Origin of the sequence: Amycolatopsis pigmentata (assembly GCF_042684065.1) — a bacterium.
Classification (GTDB): Bacteria; Actinomycetota; Actinomycetes; order Mycobacteriales; family Pseudonocardiaceae; genus Amycolatopsis_E; species Amycolatopsis_E pigmentata.
Genome location: NZ_JBHUKR010000006.1, coordinates 439,732 through 456,221 on the forward strand (window position 1 = coordinate 439,732; position 16,490 = coordinate 456,221).

The 16,490-nt window shown below is 67.8% G+C and carries 19 protein-coding genes; 9 read left to right on the forward strand and 10 right to left on the reverse strand.

Features of this window, described 5'->3' with window-relative positions; genetic code table 11:
- The first annotated feature begins 12 nt into the window (after positions 1 to 12).
- From ACFSXZ_RS09895 to ACFSXZ_RS09905, 3 genes are all read left to right on the forward strand, one after another.
- Entirely contained in the window at positions 13 to 831 is an 819-nt protein-coding gene (locus ACFSXZ_RS09895; RefSeq protein ID WP_378263600.1) for a BKACE family enzyme, read from the forward strand.
- Positions 832 to 1,055: 224 nt separating this feature from the next.
- Positions 1,056 to 1,523 (forward strand): MarR family winged helix-turn-helix transcriptional regulator, encoded by a 468-nt coding sequence (locus ACFSXZ_RS09900; RefSeq protein ID WP_378263602.1) that lies wholly within the window; start codon positions 1,056 to 1,058, stop codon positions 1,521 to 1,523.
- 64 nt (positions 1,524 to 1,587) lie between these two features.
- A complete protein-coding gene (locus ACFSXZ_RS09905) occupies positions 1,588 to 2,379 on the forward strand; it encodes an SDR family NAD(P)-dependent oxidoreductase (protein WP_378263604.1) in 792 nt (263 codons plus the stop codon).
- A gap of 4 nt (positions 2,380 to 2,383) precedes the next feature.
- Here the strand turns inward: ACFSXZ_RS09905 and ACFSXZ_RS09910 are convergent, their stop codons facing one another.
- Both ACFSXZ_RS09910 and ACFSXZ_RS09915 read right to left on the reverse strand, forming a co-directional pair.
- The gene (locus ACFSXZ_RS09910) at positions 2,384 to 4,054 is read right to left on the reverse strand and encodes a phospholipid carrier-dependent glycosyltransferase (RefSeq protein WP_378263606.1); all 1,671 of its coding nucleotides are present in this window, start codon (positions 4,052 to 4,054) and stop codon (positions 2,384 to 2,386) included.
- Positions 4,055 to 4,084: 30 nt separating this feature from the next.
- The gene (locus tag ACFSXZ_RS09915) at positions 4,085 to 4,699 is read right to left on the reverse strand and encodes a class I SAM-dependent methyltransferase (protein WP_378263609.1); all 615 of its coding nucleotides are present in this window, start codon (positions 4,697 to 4,699) and stop codon (positions 4,085 to 4,087) included.
- Positions 4,700 to 4,885: 186 nt separating this feature from the next.
- Between ACFSXZ_RS09915 and ACFSXZ_RS09920 the strand changes: the two genes are divergently transcribed.
- Both ACFSXZ_RS09920 and ACFSXZ_RS09925 read left to right on the forward strand, forming a co-directional pair.
- Positions 4,886 to 5,146 carry a YrhK family protein gene (locus ACFSXZ_RS09920; protein WP_378263611.1) on the forward strand — a complete coding sequence of 87 codons (261 nt, stop codon included), beginning with the start codon at positions 4,886 to 4,888 and terminating at the stop codon, positions 5,144 to 5,146.
- Between the two features lie 114 nt (positions 5,147 to 5,260).
- Positions 5,261 to 6,364 (forward strand): enolase C-terminal domain-like protein, encoded by a 1,104-nt coding sequence (locus ACFSXZ_RS09925; RefSeq protein WP_378263613.1) that lies wholly within the window; start codon positions 5,261 to 5,263, stop codon positions 6,362 to 6,364.
- Here ACFSXZ_RS09925 and ACFSXZ_RS09930 read toward each other — a convergent pair.
- The 3 genes from ACFSXZ_RS09930 to ACFSXZ_RS09940 are packed head-to-tail and all read right to left on the reverse strand — an operon-like array spanning position 6,357 to position 9,518.
- Positions 6,357 to 7,550: a ferritin-like domain-containing protein gene (locus ACFSXZ_RS09930; RefSeq protein WP_378263615.1), complete on the reverse strand. Its 1,194-nt coding sequence runs from the start codon at positions 7,548 to 7,550 to the stop codon at positions 6,357 to 6,359. The genes ACFSXZ_RS09925 and ACFSXZ_RS09930 overlap by 8 nt on opposite strands.
- Positions 7,547 to 8,389, reverse strand: a complete 843-nt coding sequence (locus ACFSXZ_RS09935) for a phosphate/phosphite/phosphonate ABC transporter substrate-binding protein (RefSeq protein WP_378263617.1) — start codon at positions 8,387 to 8,389, stop codon at positions 7,547 to 7,549. Before ACFSXZ_RS09935 ends, ACFSXZ_RS09930 begins: the two co-directional genes overlap by 4 nt.
- Before the next feature lie 13 nt (positions 8,390 to 8,402).
- Positions 8,403 to 9,518, reverse strand: coding sequence for an acyl-CoA dehydrogenase family protein (locus tag ACFSXZ_RS09940; protein WP_378263619.1), 1,116 nt, complete (start codon positions 9,516 to 9,518; stop codon positions 8,403 to 8,405).
- Between the two features lie 239 nt (positions 9,519 to 9,757).
- On the opposite strand from ACFSXZ_RS09940, the gene ACFSXZ_RS09945 reads away from it, so the two are divergent.
- Positions 9,758 to 10,696, forward strand: coding sequence for an oxidoreductase (locus tag ACFSXZ_RS09945; RefSeq protein ID WP_378263621.1), 939 nt, complete (start codon positions 9,758 to 9,760; stop codon positions 10,694 to 10,696).
- Between the two features lie 18 nt (positions 10,697 to 10,714).
- Here the strand turns inward: ACFSXZ_RS09945 and ACFSXZ_RS09950 are convergent, their stop codons facing one another.
- From ACFSXZ_RS09950 to ACFSXZ_RS09965, 4 genes are read right to left on the reverse strand one after another with little or no spacing between them, the layout of a single operon-like run.
- On the reverse strand, positions 10,715 to 11,047 hold the full coding sequence (locus tag ACFSXZ_RS09950; RefSeq protein ID WP_378263622.1) for a transcriptional regulator: 333 nt from the start codon (positions 11,045 to 11,047) through the stop codon (positions 10,715 to 10,717).
- On the reverse strand, positions 11,044 to 11,481 hold the full coding sequence (locus ACFSXZ_RS09955; protein ID WP_378263623.1) for a hypothetical protein: 438 nt from the start codon (positions 11,479 to 11,481) through the stop codon (positions 11,044 to 11,046). Before ACFSXZ_RS09955 ends, ACFSXZ_RS09950 begins: the two co-directional genes overlap by 4 nt.
- Positions 11,482 to 11,523: 42 nt before the next feature.
- Positions 11,524 to 12,405: an NAD-dependent epimerase/dehydratase family protein gene (locus ACFSXZ_RS09960; RefSeq protein WP_378263624.1), complete on the reverse strand. Its 882-nt coding sequence runs from the start codon at positions 12,403 to 12,405 to the stop codon at positions 11,524 to 11,526.
- Between the two features lie 14 nt (positions 12,406 to 12,419).
- Positions 12,420 to 12,695, reverse strand: a complete 276-nt coding sequence (locus ACFSXZ_RS09965; RefSeq protein ID WP_378263626.1) for a hypothetical protein — start codon at positions 12,693 to 12,695, stop codon at positions 12,420 to 12,422.
- A gap of 397 nt (positions 12,696 to 13,092) precedes the next feature.
- Between ACFSXZ_RS09965 and ACFSXZ_RS09970 the strand changes: the two genes are divergently transcribed.
- The 3 genes from ACFSXZ_RS09970 to ACFSXZ_RS09980 all read left to right on the forward strand — a co-directional run bounded on the left by ACFSXZ_RS09970 (position 13,093) and on the right by ACFSXZ_RS09980 (position 15,530).
- Complete coding sequence (locus ACFSXZ_RS09970; protein ID WP_378263628.1) at positions 13,093 to 14,163, forward strand: hypothetical protein; 1,071 nt, start codon at positions 13,093 to 13,095, stop codon at positions 14,161 to 14,163.
- Positions 14,164 to 14,432: 269 nt separating this feature from the next.
- On the forward strand, positions 14,433 to 15,008 hold the full coding sequence (locus tag ACFSXZ_RS09975) for a chorismate mutase (protein WP_378263631.1): 576 nt from the start codon (positions 14,433 to 14,435) through the stop codon (positions 15,006 to 15,008).
- Positions 15,009 to 15,017: 9 nt separating this feature from the next.
- On the forward strand, positions 15,018 to 15,530 hold the full coding sequence (locus ACFSXZ_RS09980) for a DUF5990 family protein (protein ID WP_378263633.1): 513 nt from the start codon (positions 15,018 to 15,020) through the stop codon (positions 15,528 to 15,530).
- On the opposite strand, the gene ACFSXZ_RS09985 is transcribed toward ACFSXZ_RS09980, so the two are convergent.
- Positions 15,527 to 16,423, reverse strand: a complete 897-nt coding sequence (locus tag ACFSXZ_RS09985; protein WP_378263635.1) for a helix-turn-helix transcriptional regulator — start codon at positions 16,421 to 16,423, stop codon at positions 15,527 to 15,529. The two genes, ACFSXZ_RS09980 and ACFSXZ_RS09985, sit on opposite strands and share 4 nt — an antisense overlap.
- Positions 16,424 to 16,490 lie beyond the last annotated feature (67 nt).

Here is a 16,490-nt window from a genome sequence, read left to right on the forward strand (position 1 = left end):
GTAGATCCCGCGATGAGCGTAGTGATCACCGTCGCGCCCACCGGACCGATCGCGTCCAAGGCCGACAACCCGCATCTGCCGACGCAACCCGAAGAAATCGCCGCGGCCGTCGCCGCCGCCTCCCGGGCCGGTGCCGCCGTCGCCCATATCCACCTTCGCGACGAACACGGCCGTCCCACCGCCGATCCCGGTATCGCGCGCCGGACCATGGACCTGATCGCGGAGCGCTGCCCCATCCTGATCCAGCTCTCCACCGGCGTCGGCCTCGACGTGCCGTTCGGGCCACGCGCGGCGCTGGTCGAACTTCGGCCACGCATGGCCACCCTCAACCCGTGCAGCATGAGCTTCGGCGGCGGCGAATTCCGCAACCCACCGGCCGAAGTGCGCCGGCTCGCCGCTCGCATGCGCGAACTCGACGTGAAACCTGAACTGGAAATCTATGACACCGGCCACCTCGATGCCTGTCTGCGGCTGCGCGACGAAGGCCTCCTCGATGACCAGCCGATGCAGTTCTCGATCGTCCTGGGCGTCGCCGGTGGCATGGCAGCGACCCCTGACAACCTCCTCACGCTGGTCCGCCGTTTACCGGAAAACGCGGTCTGGCAGGTGATCGCCATCGGGCGCTCCAATCTCGCTCTGACCGCGATGGGCCTCGCCCTCGGTGGCAACGCCCGCGCAGGCCTGGAAGACGCCTTGTATGTGCGAAAAGGCGAACTCAGTCCCGGAAACCTGCCCCTGGTCGAACGCGCGATCCGCCTCGCCCACGACCTCGATCTCTCCATCGCCGGCCCGGACGAAGCCGAAAAGATCCTGAACCTTCCTGTCCGCTGACTCGCTCGGGTCCCCTCGCCTCGCCGCCACCGGACGCCGAGAAGGTACCGTCCACGCATGACACCCCTTGTGCCAACCCGCGGCTGTCAAGGTGCCTACAAAGCGCGCCTTTTCTTGCCGCTATCGGGGCGGCAGGGCGCCCATCAGTCTGACCTGACGTGTGCTGGGGAGGAGCGCCCTGTCGACACGATCGCGGGGGCGCGCAAGATCGCGGAGGCAACAGCATGACCCGTGAGGATGAGACAGCAGCCACTTCGCTGCCTACCCCAGGGACCGGCAGCGCGATGCTCAGCGACCTGTTGTGGGAAGTTTCGGCGTACGTCGAGCTCTTGGGCGAAGCGCGGCTCGCTGATCTGCCGATCACCACGGCGTCGAGCGGGATGCTCATGGCCGTCTACGCCGAACCCGGCATCACCGTCACCGAGATTTCCCGCCGCATGCCGAGAACCCAGCAGGCCATCAGCCAGATCGTTGCCCGCCTCGAGAAGATCGGGTTGATCGAACGCCGCCTGAAATCGGGCCGCGGTGTCGGTCTGCACCTTACGGGCGAGGGCCGGACCATGGCCGAACATGCCTTCGAGCGCGAACGTTCCGTCGACGAGCAGCTCGTCGGAATCCTTGGCAAGAAGAACCACGAAGCCCTGCGCGAGCTGCTCGTCGAAAGCCGCGAGCTGCTCCGCCTCAAACGGTAGACGTCAGCTGAGGCGGGTAATGACAAGACCTTGTTGAAACAAGATGTTGTGTTAAGCTTCCGTCGTGGTCACAACGGAGAACCGTCCGCGGACGGTCCATGAATCCCTGGTCGAAGTCATCAGCCTTGGCGGCCGTCGGGCCGTGGTGACGGGGGCCGGGTCCGGCATCGGGCGGGCGGCCGCCGTCGTCCTGGCGAAAGCTGGCGCTTCGGTTCTTGCCCTTGATATCAACGAAGAGGGTCTTTCGGAGACGAAGGCCGCCGCTCTCCGGGTTTCGGAGCTGGGGTTCGACGTCGAGACAGTCGATGTTTCCGACTATGGCGCGATCGAGAGCGTCCTGAGCGACGAAAGCCTCGACATAGTCGTCAACTCGGCGGGAATCATGGCGCCGGACTCGCTCGCGACGACCACCGGCCACGATTGGGATCGTGTGCTGGCGGTGAACCTGACGGGGTACTTCAACGTGCTCAAGGCCGCTGTCCCTCGCCTGAACCGTCCGGGCAGCGTGATCCAGATATCCTCGATGATGGGACATATCGGCATCGCGTTCCCGGCCTACACGGCCACGAAAGGTGCGATTCTGGCCCTCTCGCGGCAACTCGCCGGTGAACTCGGGCCCGACGGTGTCCGGGTCAACTCGGTGAGCCCGGGAATGGTCCTGACCGGCATGACGCGGGACAACCTCTCCGACGACGATCAGCGTGATCACGTCGCCGGCCGCACCCCGCTGCGCACGGTGGGCACCCCGGAGGACATCGCCAACGCCGTTCTCTACCTCGCGAGCGACCTGTCCGCCTTCGTGACCGGCACGGACATCCTGATCGACGGCGGACTGACCTCCGCCCTCGCTTTGTGACCGGTCAGGGCCGGTGAAAGATCGTGATGGAGTGGCCGACCTCGTCGACCGGCGTGCTGCCGTCGATCAGCGCGTGAAGGTGGTCATCGGCCTTCACGATGGCGGAGTCCGACACGACGAGCAGTCCGCGCACCTGGTCGGATGGCGCGGTGAGCGGGTCGGCGGCGTCGATGCCGTAGTAGGACGGTAGGCCGCTGCCTTTGTAGACCAGCCAGATCCGCTCGCCGGGGTACTGCTGCCTCAGTCGGTTTGCCAGCCTCCCCAGGTCCTGGCCCCAGTCGACGTTCGAGTCGGACAGGAGCAGATGGGTGTTCGCTGGGCCGCCGAATGCCTCGTTGGAGTACGGCAGGTAGTACGGGAATGTCCGCAGCGAACTGACCGCGACGAAGACGACCAGGACGGCCGCGGCGACGGTCGCCCACCGTCGGTGTAGGGCGACTACTCCAGCCGCCGCGACAGCCAGAAACATCGGTATGAACAGCGCGTACCGGACGCCGAGGTCGCGGTTGCCGGTCATGGCCGCGGCCATCAGCACGGCGGCGGGAACGAGTACGTAGAGTGCCGCCGGGCGTAGCCGGGGGACGGACACCATCACGATGACGCCCGCCAGCCACAGCGCCAGCGTGCCCAACGGGGTCTTCACCAGCAGCGCGGCCGGCAGGTAGTACCAAAGCGAACCGACGTAGTGCCGGCCGAACAGGAAGCCGTCCCACAACTCGTTCTCGAAGCCGAACTGCACATGGATTCCGGCCCGGTACGGTGCGGGGAACGGCAGCCGGTCGACGAGCGCGCGCACGCCCTGAGCGGCCGGAAGGCCCTGCGGTGTCGCCCAGCGCATCCGCGGATCCACGGCAAGATAGGACGCCCACACCACGGCGACCGCGATCAGCGCCATGCCCGCGGCCGCCGCCACACCGGCTCCGAGAACCCGGGCGATCCTGGGGTCGCGCGGGCGGCGGGCGTGCCACACGGACAGCACGGCCAGGAGTACCAGCACCGGGACCGCGGCCAGCGCGATCATCTTCGTGGCGACGGCCGCGCCGAGGGCAAGTCCGGCAAGGGGAAGGTAGAGGGCGGGGCGGCGCCGGGCCCGCCACAGCAGCCAGACCGAGGTCAGGAGAAAACCGGCCACCGGCACATCGAGCGTGGCCAGTGACCCGTGCGCGATGAGGTCGGGAGAGAACGCGTACAGGGCGAGTGCCACCGACCCGCCGACCGGGCCGGCCAGATCGCGGGCGAACGCGAAGACGACCACGCCGAACAGCAGGGTGAGCACGATCATCGGCAGCCTCGCCAGCAGGAGTAACCGTCCCGGATCGTTGCCGGACTCGTACAGCACGTGCCGGCCGAGTTGGGTCTGGTCGCCCGCGAAGGCGGGGTCCAGATGCGGCGCGGCGGGGGCCAGCCCAGCGGCGATGATCAGCTTGCCCAGCGGAGGATGCTCGGTGTTGTAGCGCACGCTGTGCTGCTCCAGGTAGACCACCGCCGTGCCCAGGTAGACCGGCTCGTCGATGGTCGGGGTCTGCTCGACGGCCGTGGTGATCATGGCGACCGCCATCTGGGCGAGGAGCGCGATCACGACGAGCGCGAACGGCCACCGCCGGGGCCGGCCCGGCGGACGTCCGCCGTCCGCCGGTGTGTCCTCGGTGCTGGGTAACGGGCTTAGAGGGGGCAATACCCCGAGGTCTTTCCGTGCGAAGGCCGCTCAGGGCCGGGCAGGCTTCGTGCAGGTGGCCAGGAAGAGCGGATAGGTGGCTCCGGCCTTGGCCACTTCGTAGATCTGCTCGACGCGGACATCGGTGAACCCGGCCGCTTCCAGCTTGACGGACAGATCACGGGTGTCGAAACCGTGGTGGCCGTGGAAGTCGGGGTCGTCGTGGAACGAGCCGTCCTCCTGGACGAGGTCGATCACGCACAGATGTCCGCGGTCGTCCAGAAGCCGCGCGAAGCCGTCGAACACCGGTGTCAGGTCCGGGATGTGGTGCAGGGCCATCACCGTGACGACCACGTCGAAGTGTTCGTCGGGGACGCTTCCGGCGGAGAGGTCCAAGTCCCAGACGCGCGTGGTCGCGGGCAGGGTTCCCTTCGCCACCTTGTCCTGCATGACCTCTCGCATGCCCGCCGACGGGTCCGCGAGCGTGATCGCACCGACGCCGGGGGCGAGTTCCTGGGAGACGAGCCCGGTGCCGGCTCCGTACTCGAAGAGACGCGTCGATCCGGTCAGGGCCACGGCCCGGCGGACGGCCGCGGCCAGCACCCGGGCACGTTCGATCCTGCCTTCGTCGTCCCAGGTCGCGGCCTTCTCGTCGAAGGAACTCACCCTTGCCTCACCCTGCCTCCTGTGATCGTGGTGGCAAGCGTAGTGCTTCGCCGCGTCCTCGGCGCGGAGAAGGACGTCTGACCCTGTACGCGACAAAAGTTGCTGTATGCACGAGTGGAAATCTCGCCATCGCGGGTACCCCGGAAGCAGAACGCCGGCCACCGGCGTGTTCGCGAGAGGAGAACCATGACACCACGGACATTCGTTCGTGAGTTCCCGGCGGTGCACCTGGCCATCGGGGTGGTGGGGAACGTCATCTTCTTTGTCGGCAGCGTGTTGTTCCTGTGGTCGGCGCTGGAGATGATCGCCATCTGGCTGTTCATCGCCGGATCGTTCGGCATGATGCTCGGGGCCGTCGGCCAGGCCGTGTACATCTACGAACGGCACCGGCTCAACGGGGCGCCCGGCCGGCCCCGGCAGGACCGCGAGGCCTTCGCCGGTTACTAATCCGACCAGAAGTAGGCGGAGACGGTAGGCGACCAATCTGTTCGCAGAGAACCATTTCCGCCGTGGCTGTAGTCGGATTGGTAACGATCGGCACAGGAGGAAGCGGGTGAATCGATGAAGGTCGACCAGGTCGACATCCACGCCTTCACGGTGCCCACGGACGGCCCTGACGGCGTCGAACAAGACGGCACGCTGACCTGGGACTCGACCACGATGGTGCTGGTGCGGGTGCACAGCGAAGGGGAGACCGGGCTGGGTTACACCTACGGTGACGTCTCGGTGGCCTCGTTCATCGAGTCGAAGCTGTCACCGCTGGTGCTCGGCGCGGACGTCCTGTCGCCGCCCGCGGTGACCGAAAAGATGTTCACGGCGATCCGCAACGCCGGGCGGCCGGGACTCGGTGCGATGGCGGTTTCGGCCGTCGACGTGGCGTTGTGGGATCTGAAGGCGCGGCTGGCCGGTCAACCCCTGGCGGCGGTGTTGCCGCGATTCCACGACGAGGTGCCGGTCTACGGCAGCGGCGGGTTCACCAACTACCCGCTCCGGCGGCTGGGCGAGCAGCTTGGTGGCTGGGTCGGGCAGGGCATCGGCCGGGTCAAGCTGAAGACGAGCCGCGAACCCGCCGCCGACCCCGGACGCCTCTCGGCGGTCCGGGACGCGATCGGGGAAGAGTCGCAACTCTTCGTCGACGCCAACGGGGCGTTGACCCCGAAAGAGGCGTTGTACTGGGCGCGGCGATTCCACGACGAGTGGGGTGTGACCTGGTTCGAGGAGCCGGTGAGTTCGGGGGAACTGGACGGTCTTCGGTTGGTGCGCGAGCGCGGACCCGGTGGGATAGAGATCGCGGCGGGCGAATACGCGTTCGTCCCGCGGGATTTCACCAACCTGCTCGGTGCGGTGGACTGCCTGCAGGCGGATGTCACGCGATGTGGTGGCATCACGGGAGTGCTGACGGTGTCCGGGTTGTCGGCCGCGCACCAGATCGACCTGTCCGCGCACTGCGCCCCCGCGGTTTCGGCGCATGCGTTCTGCGCGGTGCGCCGCCTGCGTCATCTCGAATACTTCCACGATCACGTCCGGCTCGAATCCCTGGTGTTCGACGGAACGCTTTCGCCCAAGGGCGGTGCCCTGCGTCCGGACCCCGCGCGGCCGGGCCTGGGACTGACGGTCAAATGGCCCGACGTCGAACGTTACCGCGTATATCCCGGCACTACATGAAGTTCCGAGTGTGCAAACGGGACAGTTCCGCCGCCTCGTCGGCGGGGAAACCCAGGTGTGCCAACCGCCGTTGGCGACCGTCGTCCATTTCGGACTGAAGGCGGCCGACGGCCTGCCAGCCACGGCTGATCGCCTCGGGGGTCCAGGCTCCGGCGGCGAGGACGACCAGCGAGTCGAAGACACTCGAATTGAGTCCCGCGGTGTCGAGCAGGGCATCGTGACGCCGTTCGATCGCGGCGCGCAACCGTCCGCGCAGCCCCGGGTCGACGGTGCCGAGGTGGTGCAGGTGCGCGACACCGAAAGCGACGTGCCTGGCCTCGTCCCTGCGGGCGAGGGCGGTCGCCTGCCGCGTGACCGGGTCCGGAGCGTGCGTTTCGAGGAAGTCGAGCAGGTTGAGGAAGGTGCCTTCCCCCAGTACGGACAACAGGAAGGAGGCCAGGGAGAAGTCGGGTTCGGTGAGCAGGGTGGCCAGGGAATGGCGGCCTCCGGCGGAGGAGGTGCCCATTTCGTCGCCGCGCAGCAGCGCGCGCCGGGTGAAGACTTCGACGTGCCGTGCCTCGTCGGCGGCCTGCACCGCGAGCAACTGCATGACCTCGCGGAAGTGGGGGTGAATCCGGGTCAGCAGCCTGGCCGGGATCACCAGCGCGGCCTGTTCGTTTTCCACCAGGTAGGTCATCACCTGCACCACGGCATGCTCGATTTCGCCGGGCAGGGTGAATTCGGCGTCCCAGGCCACCGCGGTTTCCGGGTCCCATTGGGCGGACGCGGCGTGCCGGTAGAGCGCGGGTGCCACCTCGGCCCAGACCAGGTCCCGGTCGGTGAGGTCGAAGGGTGCTTCGGGACCGCCGGGCTCGACGAGCGCGCCGCGGGCGGCCAGGCCCCAGTGCCGGGGCGCGGAGGCCGCGATGCCGCCGGGACCGGGACGGCCGGCGCGTTCGGCACCGGCCCACCGGTCGTCGTCCGCCGTGCCCCGGATGACGTGTGCCTTGATCCCGGGCTCGTCCTCGACGGACCGGGCGTGATGACCCTGGTTCCGGCACCAGGCACGAAGATGCGGCAGGAGCGCCGGATCTCCGCCCGTGACGGCGAGGTGCTCACCGGGCCGGAGCGAGTCGAGCGCTCGCCGCAGAAGGAGATGCGCGCCCTGTTCGAACGACAACCATCCGAGGTCGAGAACTTCTGTCACGGTTGGTAGTCCGCTGCCGTCACGGCGCCGTCCGCGGAGTAGAAGCCGGTGGCATCCACTTCGCTTTCCAGTGCCCCGTAACCGGTGGTGCGGCCGGGCACCCATTTTTTGAGGCCCTCCAGGTCCAGCAGGGGCCGTAGACCGGGATCGCCGTAGGACATCGAGAACAGCAGTTGCCCGAAACGCTCGACGAGATCCGGTGGCGCGGTGTCGACGACGGTCATGTTGCAGTGGTCGTAGGGGTCGGTGGAGGCGAGCACACGGGTGCTTCCCGGTGGCACCGTGCCTTCGTTGACGAACAGCAGATGGTTCGCGTCGATGATCGTCGCGGCGTCGGTCTCACCGGCCAGCATCGCCCGCGCGGCTTCGCGTTCCCCGCCGATGTGGTCGCCGTGCAAACCGATCCCGATGTCGAACCTGCGGATGGTGACCGCCTCACCGGGGGGAAGTCCGTTGTGCCGCAAGAAAGAACCGGGGACGAGCGTGGCTTGCGGCGAGTCGAGCGCGCCGGTCGCGACGGTGTGGCCCTTGAGATCGGCGAGTCGCTGGAAGGGAGAGTCGGAGCGGACGACGACAACCGAGGTCAAGTCCTGGTCGGTGTCACGCATGAGGAGCGGCCTGACCCGTTCCCCGGCCATCCGGCGAGCGCGGACCCAGGCCAGCGGCGAGTTCCACGCGGCGTGGATCGCTCCGGCGACAAGATCTTCGACCTGTCGTTCGTAGTTGGAGTACAGGACGAAATCGAACGGCAGCCCGGCCTGGCGCAACCAGTCCCGGAAGCCGGTCCAGATGGTGACCACCTTGGGGTCGTAGGCGACCCCGCCCATCAGCAAAGTCACAGGTCCTCCTCGGTCAGAACAACGGCAGGCCGAGCAGGGCGCGCCCGGTGAAATCCCGCAACGCCTCGCTCGTCGGAGCCATCACCCGCGCGGCCAGTGAATCGCGGAACCGCCGCTCGATGCCCGTGTCCCGGAGCAATGCCGTACCGCCGCACAGGCGCATGACCCCGTCCGCGACCTCGGCGGCGGCTTCGCCGGCGACGAGTTTGACCTGGAGCACGCGCAGCATGGCGTCTTCCCGCCCGTAGGCGAGCGCGTCGAGGGTGTCTCGCAGGAAGAGCCGCACCTCGGCGGTGCGGGTGTGCAGCCGGGCGAACTCGCCTCGGCGGCCTGCCTGCTCGGCAAGCGTCTGATCCAGGTGGGACAGCTTCGTCCGGCTCAGATGAGCCTTCGCGTCGGCCAGCAACGCCTCCATGAGGCCGAGGCAGAACGCCGCGTTGAGGACCAGGAACCGTGGCAGTGCGGTAGCCAACGCGATGTCGAGACCGTCACCATCGGTGCCCAGCATCGCGTCGGCCGGTACTTCGACGCCTTCGGCGGTCATCGGGCTGGAGGCGTTCCCCCGGAGACCGAGGCCGTCGAACTCGCCGCGTGTGGTCAAACCCGGCGTGTCCTTCGGCAGATGCCACAACGTCATCCGGCCGCTGTCGCCCACCGGAAGACTCGACCACACGTAACTGTCGGCCTCGCCGGCCGCGGTGACCCAGCTTTTCGAACCGTCGAGGACGATATGGCCGTCGTGCCGTTTGGCCGTACCCACGGGAGCCCAGAAATGGCTGCGTGACCCGAATTCGGAGAACGCCAGGGTGCACAGGTGCCGGTTTTCGCCGATCGCCCGCCGTACCTCGGGGGAGCCATGCGCTTCCAGTACGGCGGCCGCCGCGTAATGCATGACCACGACCATCGCCGTCGACCCGCAAACCCCGGCCAGCCGCTCGATCACCTGCGCCGCCGCGTCCAGGCTCTCACCGCCACCGCCGTCTTCGGCCGGGCTGAGCAGGCCCAGCAACTTCGCGTCACCGAGTGCCGTCACCGCATCGCGCGGAAATCGTCCCGAGCGATCCACCTCCACGGCGCGTGGAGCCACTACCTGATCGATGACCTGGCCAAGACGGACGGAATACGCCAAAACGCCACCACCCCTGGAATGGGAACCGAGAGAACCGATCTTGAGTACCCGGGCTTGACCGGCCCAAACCGGTAGCCGCGCGGCAGTCTCGACCAGCCGGGCGGTGTCGCCGCGGTGTCGATCGCGTCGCGCCGGCCCAGTGACGCAATTCGCCCTGATACCCGTCGATACCCTCCCGGACATCGGCGCGGAGGTGGAGGCAGAATACGCTCGTTGCGCGTATCCCCGGGGAGCGATTCATGACGAGGCCGACCTCGAGATGGACGGCAGCCGACATCACCGATCAGCGAGGTCGCATCGCGGTGGTGACCGGCGCGAATTCCGGAGTCGGATTCGAGACCGCGAGGCTTCTCGCCGAGCGGGGCGCACAAGTTGTCTTGGCATGCCGGAACCTCGCCAAAGCGGCCGCGGCCTGCGACCTGATCCGCGCGACCGTGCCGGATGCCGAATTGCGGACGGTCGAGTTGGACCTGGCGTCCGCGCCGTCCGTCCGTGCGGCGGCGGCGAGGATCGGCGCCGAGTTCGACCGGATCGACCTGCTGATCAACAATGCCGGGGCCTCGTTCGGCACCCTGACCCTGGTCGATGGGACGGAGCGAACCTTCGTCACCAATCAGCTGGGACCCTTTGCCTTCACCGGCTTGTTGTTGCGGAGTGTGTTGGCGGCTCCCACCGGACGAGTTGTCACGGTCAGCAGCGGAAACCACGAAATGGGCCGGCTGGATCTCGACGACCTAGCTTACGCACGGCGCCGCTACAGCCGCTGGAGCGCGTACTCGCAGTCGAAGCTCGCCAATGTCCTGTTCACTTTCGAACTTCAACGACGGTTGGCGGCGGAGGGGAAGCGGGCGATCGCTGTCGCGGCACACCCCGGCGCCGCCTCCACCGAATTCGGCCGCAACAGTGGTGGTTTCCTGCGCGTGATATCCGCGCCACCACTGCGGTGGCTACTGGCTCCCTTCGCCAACACCGCCACCGAGGGGGCGCTCCCCATCTTGAGAGCGGCCGTCGATCCCGATGTCCAAGGCGGTGAGTTCTACGGTCCCGACGGATTCCATGGCATCAAAGGACTGCCGCGCCGGGTCGAGCCGGCGGCAGTGGCGCGGGACGGGGCGGCGAGCGCCATGCTGTGGGAAAAATGTGAGGAACTCACCGGTCTGCGTTTTCCGCTGCCGTGAGCCAGGCGCGTGCTCAAGTCATCCCTGGGGATCACCGACGATGCGGTGCAGTGCGGCGACATGGCCCCGGTAGGCGGAGCGCCCGGTGTCGGTGAGGCGCAGCCAGACCCGCTGCCGCGTGTCCCGTACGGCCCGGCGCTGGGTGACGTAACCGGCGTCGGTGAGCAGGGAAATGTGTTTGCTGAGCGCGGATTTGCTGATATCGAGCAGGGTCAGCAGGGCGCTGAACTCGACTTCTCGGGCGTGGTCCAGGGTCGCGCAGATCCGTAACCTGACCGGCGCGTGGATCAGGTTGTCGAACCCGTTCTCGAGCGCCTCGGTGGCCTGCTCGGTTCCGTGTGGTGTGGTCACGCGCGAGCGGTTCGGACGCCGAAGGCGAGCCCGGTACCGGCGAACAGCACGAAGACCAGGATCGAGGCCACGATCGAGGACCACGACACGAACTTCGACGCGACCGCGTTGGCGATGACCAGTAAGGCCGCCGGGCCGTACAGCACCGTTTTCTCCCGCACCGTCATGGCGGTGTTCACCCAGCCCTCGCAGATTCCGCGAGCCCGGCCGGCCGCGCGGGCGACGACGATCAGCAGCCCCGCGATCACGATCGCGGCCGCCATGTCCCACTCGGGCGGCAACATCATCGCGTAACAAAACGCACCGAAGCTCGCTCCTGTCACGAGCCAGTACCACGCGGGATATCCGCTCCAGGCCACACGTGCCCGGCTGCGCTTGACCGACGCGAGCGCCTCCGAGGCGTCGTCCGGTCCCGTGGGTTCGTTGGTTTCCATGTCGGAAACTCTACGGTTGCCGCCTTGGAAACACAAGGGGGCTCAGCAAGGCCGCGGCGCGACCCTCCGCGGAGATGACGGCTCGCCGCCTGCCACGGACTCAGGCCCGTGGACGGGGTGGTAGCCGAGTCGCCCGGATGCCGCGCTCGAGTCGTAGACACGGTCGATCCGCGCGGGCAGCGGCCAGCCGCTGCGTCGGAACAGCGCGGTGACCCCAGGCGCTCGCCGCGCGAGTACCGACGCCGCGTCGCGCCACAATGCCTCGGTGTCCGCGGGACAGAACATCAACGGTCCGGCGATGGTGAACACACCGCCCACGTCGTGGCGCTCCAGCGCCAGGCGATGCGCTCGGGCCACATCCCGCGGATCGACGCCACGGTAGAGCCGGTGCGCGGCCTGAATCGCCGGGGGCTCGGGGAAACAGCGAGCGATTCTCAACGCCACTGTGGACAGTCCATCGCCGTGATGACCGCCGATCAGCGTTTCCGCTTGGAGTTTGGTTTCGTCGTAGACGTCGCGAGGCCGTGGGGCGAGAGTCTCGTTCACCCACACGGCCCGGTCGCGGGGCACCAGGGCATGCCCGTACACCGAAGTGCTGCTCGTGTAGACCACGCGCCGAACGCCGGACCGGGCCGCTTGCTCCAGCAGAGCGGCCGTGGCGTCGACATTGACCGAACGGAACTCTTCGTTCGGCACCTTGCCGACGTGCGGCGCGTGGAGCGCGGCCGCATGCACGATGCCCTCGACTCCGGCGACGACGTGTGCCCGCAACGCGGGCTCGCGAAGGTCGCCTCGGTGGGTGGTCCACCTCCCTGGCCGGATATCCCACCCACGCACGGTCCACCCCGCCCAGTCCAGTTCCTGAGCGATTGCCGCACCGACCACGCCGGAAGATCCGGTTACCAGCACCTCGGGGGACGCCACGAGGTCGACAGTACTCAAGTCAAGGACACCGGCCCCCGGACGATCCGCGGACCACCAGTGCAGTACTCACCGGTGATGAACGACGACCCGTCGGCGGGGTAACGCTGCACCGAAACGTAGTTGCAGCACGGGTGTGTCGCCAGCGGATTGTAGGTTCTGGGGCCTCCGGGTGGACTGCCGCTCGTGCAGGGGCCGGGTTGTGCCCGCAGGCGGCCGACCAACGGAAGCGCGTACTGGTAGCCGGACGCGCGCGGGTCGTTCCTGGTGCCGAGATCCAGGATGTTTCCCATATCGAAGACCAGGAGACCACGCTGATTGTCCGCGACATGGAGATGGTTCTCGTACCAGGCGGCGCGGTGAACGGCATTACCACCACCGGCATCTACTGTCTCGATACCACCGATTCGGACTCTGGCCTTCCGCTGCGAAGGCCTTACGTCGGATGGAACCGTCGGTAAACCGGCGAAAACCTTCTTCGTACAAGCGATTGCGGCACGATGCTCGTTCCCCTCCATCGGTCCGGCACCGGTGCGGACTGAACGCACCGCCGGGTTCGACGCCGGATCGGGCGACCACCATCGGCGACCGTGACGGGAATTTGACGAGCCGCGGCCAAAATAAGCGGTCGCTGTAACCCGCGCGCTTACCCGTACGTGTCGACTCAATCGTCCTTCGAGGAGGAGAAACGTGCGGAAAAGAATAGCGCGCGCCCTTACCGCGCTGGTGGCATCACTCGGGCTCGCGGCCATCCCCAACGCCCATGCCACCGCCGCGACGCCGGTCCACTATCAGCTGACCATGATCAAGGCCATGAACGGCGCGTTCGGCAACGTGCCGTTCGCGATCAACGCCGCCGGTCATACCGTCGGCGTGGGTTCCTTTCCGGACAGCAGCACCCAGACCGGTTACTTCAGCACCACCCCGGCGCAGTTGACCGAACTGCCCGGCGTCGCCACCGGTGATCCGAACCTCGCCGATACCAGTGAGGCGTTCGGCCTCAACTCCTCCGACACCGTCGTCGGCACCGCGTTCGCCACCCTCCCGATCCGCCAGACCGCGGTGGTCTGGCATAACGGCGTGCCGACCGACCTCGGCATCCTTCCCGGCGACGAGGACGTCGAAGCACGGGCGATCAACGACGCCGGTCAGATCGCGGGCAGCGGCGTCGACACCGGTGTCGCCTGGCTTTACCAGAACGGCAAGACCACCATCTTGCCCCCCTTACCCGGTGGCCAGGCCGCGCAGGCCCTGGGCATCAGTGGTGGCGGCCAGGTGCTCGGCTTTTCCGCGACCTCGGCCGATGTCGACAACGCCGAGGCCACGGTGTGGCGCAACGGCGTCCCGGCCGGCCTCGGGACTCTGCGCGGCAGCACGTGGTCGGAAGCGCACGCCATGAACGCGGGCGGCGTCGTGGTCGGCGCCTCCGGAGTGGGCGCAGGCGGGGCGTTCGCACCCCGGCACCCGGTGATGTTCACCGGCGGAAAGGTGATCGATTTGTGGCCGGACCTCGGCGGGAGCACCTCCGGCACGGCCAACGCGATCAACAGCGCCGGCACGATCGTCGGTGACGGTCGCGACGGATGGGTGTACAGCAACGGTGTCCGCACCGACCTCGACACCCTGATCCCGCCGAACACCGGCCTGACCATCACCGCGGCCTACGGCATCAACGATGCCGGGCAGATCGTGGCGTCCGCGGCCCGGCGAGGCCAGCTCAACCTCCAGTTCGCCGTCCTGCTCACTCCGGTCACGGGCTGAGGAGTTTCCCATGGTGCCGCCGTCCGCGCGGCACCCGGGTCCGGGCGCGCGGGCGGCGGATACGGCGTGTTTCGCCATTGCCGAAGTACCGTGCCGATCGTTGCCAATCCGGCCACAGCCACGGCGGAAACGGGTCTATACAGCCAGATTGGCCGCGGTCCGTCTCCGCCTGCTTTTGGGTCGGATTGGTAAAGTGCGTGGCGGGCGCACGAGAGGGGAAATGGATGTCTGCCGGGAAAGTGCTGTGCCGGTCGTTAGCGGTGATTTGCGTGGTTTCGGCGACGCTGATGGTCTCCGGGACGGGCGAAGGAATGGCCGCGTCACGGCGGGTGGTGACTCCGGGTGCCGATCAGCGGCCACCGGTGACGGGCCCATTCGGCGGCTTGACCGACGTGGTCATTCAACGGTTGCGGGTCGGCGATCAGGTGGCGGCGGCGAAGTTCGGTACCGGCAAACCGATCGACGATCCGGCGAGGGAAGCGCAGGAACTGGCTCAGGTGCGGCAGGACGCGGTGACGGTGGGCATCGACCCGGATGCCACGGTGCGGTTCTTCCAGGACCAGATCGCCGCGAGCAAGGTGGTGCAGCGTGGCCTTTTCGCGCTGTGGACCGCGCATCCGGACCTGGCGCCGGTCGTCCGCCCCGATCTGACAGCGATCCGGACCGAGCTGGATGCGTTGACCACCGAATTGCTGCGGCAGTTGGTGCGCGTGCGAGACGTCCAGCGGGGGCCGTTGTGCCGGGTCCGGCTGGCCGAGGCGAAGGTGACCGGCGAGATATTCGAGCGCCTCGACCGTCTGCACCGTCGTGCGTTGTCCGTGGCCCTGGCATCGGTGTGCCCGTGAAAGGAAGACATGCGAAGCGGTAGAGAGAACGCCCGCGGTGCCGCGGGTGCCGAACCGGCCGCCGTCCGCGTAGTCATCAAAGCGTCGCACCTTCCCGGCCGCGACTGCGGCCCTTCCGGCAACTTCCCGGGCTACCGCAATATTCACGTGGGGGTCCAGCGGCGCGAGCGACGCGACGAACTGCTGGGCCTGCGCCCTGGCGACACTCCGGCGGTCACCTGGACTCTCGACTGCACCGCCGCCACGACTCCGGCGGGAATCGATATCAAGGGCCCGTACGTCCAGGGTCGCCCGGGAAACCGGTTCCTCTACCTGTCCTGGGGCACCGTCGGTGACGACGGTGTCTTCACGTTGTTCCGGCGAGCGAAGCTGATGTTCGACGCCGTCGACCCCGGCACCCTCCAGGCCGCGACGCGGTCGGGGTGTCTCACGGGCCGGCTGAAACTCACCGACACCAAGGGAAACCCGCTTTGCGCCGCCGTCCGGCCGCCGCTGATCGAGTGGTCCGCGGCGGTTGACTAAGCTCCCGTGAACGCGCGCCGCCATGCCCGAGGCGATGTTTCGTTGTTGTGCCGGAAAGTTCGCGCGAAGTAACCGGCATCGGGTATGCCGACACGGCGGCCGATCTCGCCGACCGGCAGATCCGTCTCGGCGAGCAGGTGACGAGCCTGCACCATGCGCCGTTCGGTGATCCAGTCCAGCACCGTGCGCCCGGTTCGTTGCCGGACCACCGTGGTCAGATAGCCGGGCGTCATGCCGACGCTCCCGGCGACGTCGCGCAGGGACAGCGGTTCCGCGAAGCGCCGCTCGATCACCTCGAACACCTGGGCCAGCAGAGTCTCGTTGCTGCGCCGCAGATCACCCACCACGTCCGTGGCCAGTCGTGCGACGTCGACCAGCAGCAACGTCAGATAGGCGACCGCTGCCCGCCGGTAACCCTCGGCGCGGCCGGCCAGTTCCGTTTCGATCGCCGCGATCGTGGTCGTCCACGCCGGCTGCCGCTCAGGCGGGACACGCAGACGGAGGAGTCCGCCGGGGATCCCGTGCAGGAACGGCAAAAGCAGCGGGTGAGCGCGCCAGGACGACCATGACGCGGCACCCTCACCGCCGATCGCGGCGGGGTCGAAGAACACCCCATAGCCTTCGGCGATCCTGGTCATGACGGCGGGATCGATCACCGCGCCCGCGGCCAGCACGTACAGGTCACCGTCGCGTGCCGAGCCGTCCTCCGGTGAAGAAACGGCGCGGGCGACATAGGTGAGCACCGGAAAGTCGTGAATGTGCCGCTGCCCGTGGCCAGGTGGGGCTCCGGCGTGGAACCGGAGCACCGAAACGGGTGGGACCTCGGGTGCGGTCCCGTAGCGGTAAACCGGCACTCCCGCCCGGTAACGCACCGGCCTGGCCATCTCGGTCATCACTCGAAGATAGTCCCAATTTCACCGACAATCGACCAGTTGCCCTGGCTGACAAGGGCACACGATG

Bases quoted from the DNA above. Each gene is read 5' to 3' on its own strand.
- ACFSXZ_RS09895 (WP_378263600.1), top strand. From the start codon at position 13: ATGAGCGTAGTGATCACCGTCGCGCCCACCGGACCGATCGCGTCCAAG.
- ACFSXZ_RS09900 (WP_378263602.1), top strand. From the start codon at position 1,056: ATGACCCGTGAGGATGAGACAGCAGCCACTTCGCTGCCTACCCCAGGG.
- ACFSXZ_RS09920 (WP_378263611.1), top strand. From the start codon at position 4,886: ATGACACCACGGACATTCGTTCGTGAGTTCCCGGCGGTGCACCTGGCC.
- ACFSXZ_RS09925 (WP_378263613.1), top strand. From the start codon at position 5,261: ATGAAGGTCGACCAGGTCGACATCCACGCCTTCACGGTGCCCACGGAC.
- ACFSXZ_RS09945 (WP_378263621.1), top strand. From the start codon at position 9,758: ATGACGAGGCCGACCTCGAGATGGACGGCAGCCGACATCACCGATCAG.
- ACFSXZ_RS09955 (WP_378263623.1), bottom strand. From the start codon at position 11,481: ATGGAAACCAACGAACCCACGGGACCGGACGACGCCTCGGAGGCGCTC.
- ACFSXZ_RS09965 (WP_378263626.1), bottom strand. From the start codon at position 12,695: ATGGGAAACATCCTGGATCTCGGCACCAGGAACGACCCGCGCGCGTCC.
- ACFSXZ_RS09980 (WP_378263633.1), top strand. From the start codon at position 15,018: ATGCGAAGCGGTAGAGAGAACGCCCGCGGTGCCGCGGGTGCCGAACCG.
- ACFSXZ_RS09985 (WP_378263635.1), bottom strand. From the start codon at position 16,423: ATGACCGAGATGGCCAGGCCGGTGCGTTACCGGGCGGGAGTGCCGGTT.